The organism is Phenylobacterium sp. (assembly GCF_036723115.1).
Taxonomy (GTDB): Bacteria; Pseudomonadota; Alphaproteobacteria; order Caulobacterales; family Caulobacteraceae; genus Phenylobacterium.
In genome coordinates this window covers 1-2611 of record NZ_DAIMHV010000225.1, presented here as the reverse complement: position 1 = coordinate 2611, position 2611 = coordinate 1, and the positions used below count along the sequence as shown (strand labels likewise).

General features: G+C 71.6%; 4 protein-coding genes. 1 reads left to right on the top strand and 3 read right to left on the bottom strand.

Going from position 1 to position 2611, the window contains the following annotated elements:
* Positions 1 to 315, top strand: a 315-nt coding sequence (locus tag V7D28_RS14785) for a hypothetical protein (protein ID WP_333588146.1), incomplete at its 5' end; no start/stop codon positions are given.
* Here V7D28_RS14785 and V7D28_RS14780 read toward each other — a convergent pair.
* The 3 genes from V7D28_RS14780 to thiD are packed head-to-tail and all read right to left on the bottom strand — an operon-like array spanning position 294 to position 2551.
* Positions 294 to 1139 (bottom strand): PhzF family phenazine biosynthesis protein, encoded by an 846-nt coding sequence (locus V7D28_RS14780; RefSeq protein ID WP_333588145.1) that lies wholly within the window; start codon positions 1137 to 1139, stop codon positions 294 to 296. The genes V7D28_RS14785 and V7D28_RS14780 overlap by 22 nt on opposite strands.
* A 33-nt stretch (positions 1140 to 1172) precedes the next feature.
* Complete coding sequence (locus V7D28_RS14775; protein WP_333588144.1) at positions 1173 to 1748, bottom strand: nucleotidyltransferase family protein; 576 nt, start codon at positions 1746 to 1748, stop codon at positions 1173 to 1175.
* Positions 1745 to 2551, bottom strand: coding sequence for a bifunctional hydroxymethylpyrimidine kinase/phosphomethylpyrimidine kinase (gene thiD, locus V7D28_RS14770; RefSeq protein WP_333588143.1), 807 nt, complete (start codon positions 2549 to 2551; stop codon positions 1745 to 1747). Before thiD ends, V7D28_RS14775 begins: the two co-directional genes overlap by 4 nt.
* Positions 2552 to 2611 lie beyond the last annotated feature (60 nt).

Genomic DNA, 2611 nt, shown 5'->3' with positions numbered 1-2611 from the left:
CCGCACGGCCCCCCCGCTTATGGCGCGCCCCGCGCCCCGGCCTGGAGCCCTGTGGCCCAGCGCAGCGCCGAACTGGAGCGTCGCATCGAGGTGGGCCAGCGCTTCGGGACCCTCAGCCGCTCGGAAGCCGCCCGCCTGCACGCCGAACTGCGCCAGATCCAGAACCTCGAGCGGCAGTACATGCGCGGCGGCCTGACCCGCTGGGAAATGTCCGACCTCAACCAGCGGCTCGACCGGCTGGCCCTGCGCATCCGCGACGACCGCCGCGGACCCGACCCCCGCTACGGCTACGGCTATGGGCCGGGCCGCTGGTAAGCCGGTTGGGCGGCAGCCTTGAGTTGGCTCTCGATCACGGTGACCGCGCGCCCCCGCAGGAGCACGCGGTCACCGACAACTTCGCAGTCCAGATCCCCGCCCCGCCCGGGATAAGCCTGATGAAAGGCCAGGCGCGGTCGCCCGAGCTTTTCGGCGAACAGCGGCGCCAAGATGCAGTGGAGCGACCCGGTGGCCGGGTCCTCGGCGATGCCTGAGCCCGGCGCGAAGAAGCGGCTCACCACCTGGTGGTCGCCCCCCGGGGCGGCCAGGGCGGAAAGCCCGATGTTTCCCCGGCCCTGGGTGGCCGCCTCGCCGATGGACTTGAGCGCCGCAAGATCGGGGCGGGCGGCCCGCACCGCCGCCTCATCGGCTGTCACCGCCACCAGATAGGGGCCGGCCCAGGCCTCCAGCACGGGCGCGCCCAGGGCGGCCTCGAGGCCCGCCGGGATGTCCACCCGGCGGGGCGGGGCGGCGGGAAAATCCATGACATAGGCCTCGCCTTCCCGCGTCACCCGCAGGGGACCTGAGAGGGTGTCGAAGGTGACCGAGGTTCCGGCGAGATCAAGCTCGGCGAACAGCATGTGGGCCGCCGCCAGGGTGGCGTGGCCGCACAGCGGCACTTCCAGGGCCGGTGTGAACCAGCGCAGGCCGAAGCGGGCCGGGTCTTCGGTGCGCCGCAGAAAGGCGGTCTCGGCCTGATTGTTTTCCGCCGCCAGGCTCTGCATCCAGCCCGCCTCAGGCCAGGCCTCGAAGGGCGCCAGCACGCAGGCGGGATTGCCCCGGAAGGGGGCTGTGGCGAAGGCGTCGATGGTCCATTGGCGCATGAAGGCGCTCCTGCAGCGCGTTTCGGAAGGTGTTCAGTCGGCGAGAGTCAGTTCTGGCCAGCGGGCCATGGCGGCCTGCGCCGTGCGGGCGAACCCCATCGTCGGCCGGTTGGGATTGGGCCGCAGACGCAGGGCGAACAGATCCTCCAGGCCGAAGGGGGCGAAGATGCGCAAGGTCCCGTCCGGCTCCAGCCGCGCGCCCACGGCGAACATGGTGGTGGTGAAGCGGGTCAGGGCCTCGGCGCTGGAGGCCAGGGCGGCGTAGGGCTCGCCGAAATGATCCTCGAACCATAGATGCACCCGGGCCTGGTTGCGCACCTCCACCAGGGTGTCCAGGGGCGGGGGATAGGCGGCGGCCGCCCGCCGGATGACGCGGTCCTCGGCCTCGTAGCTCAGGTCGGCGGCGTCGAAATAGCCCAGGTCATAATCCTTGAGGCCATAGTCCAGATCGCGCCCCGTCAGATGGTTCACCGCCTTCTGATAGATGGCGCCGGAAAAGATCATCCAGTCCGGCAGCGCCAGGTCCCGGGCCGTCTCCATCACCCCCATCAGGCTGGGCGCCTGGCGCAGAATGTCGGCCAGGCGCGCCTCAAGATCGCCCCCGCTCATGAGCGCAGGGTCCAGCCATGGTCCAGGGGACCGTGGCCGCCCCCGATGCCCGGGGCGCGGGCCATGGCCTGCTGCACATAGGCGAAGGCGCGCTCCACGGCGGCCTCCAGGGTCAGGCCCTGGGCCAGACCCGCCGCGCAGGCCGAGGCCAGGGTGCAGCCGGTCCCGTGGGTGTGGCGGGTTTCCTGCCGTTCGGCCTCAAAAACGTGCTCGCCAGATGGGGTCATCAGGATGTCCACCACCCGCGGGCCATCCACATGGCCGCCCTTCATCAGCACCGCCCGCGCCCCCAGGGCCAGCAGGGCCTCGCCCGCCCGCCTCTGGCTGTCGGTGTCGGCGACCGCAAGCCCGGTGAGGGTCTCGGCCTCCGGGGCGTTGGGCGTCAGCAGGGCCGCCCGGGGGACCATGAGCGTGCGCACCGCAGCCACCGCTTCTGACGGAAGAAGGGCCGAGCCGCCCTTGGCCACCATCACCGGATCCACCACCGCAGGGGCTGGGGTCTCGTCAAGGATCTGGGCCACGGCCTCGACCATGGCCACATCGCCCAGCATGCCGGTCTTGAGCGCATCGGCGCCGATGTCCTCCAGCACCGCCCGGGCCTGGGCCTGGACGATGGCCGGGGGGATCGGATGGACGCCGGTGACGCCAAGGGTGTTCTGGACCGTGACCGCCGTCACCGCCGTAGCGGCATAGGCGCCCAGGGCGGTCACCGTCTTGATGTCGGCCTGGATCCCCGCCCCGCCCCCGGAATCCGAACCGGCGAGGATCAGGACGCGTCCCAGGGTCGAGGCTTGCGAGGTCATGGCCGCTTTTTTCACATCATGACGCCCCTGGCGAGGGGGCGGGCGGACTTGCCCACCGCC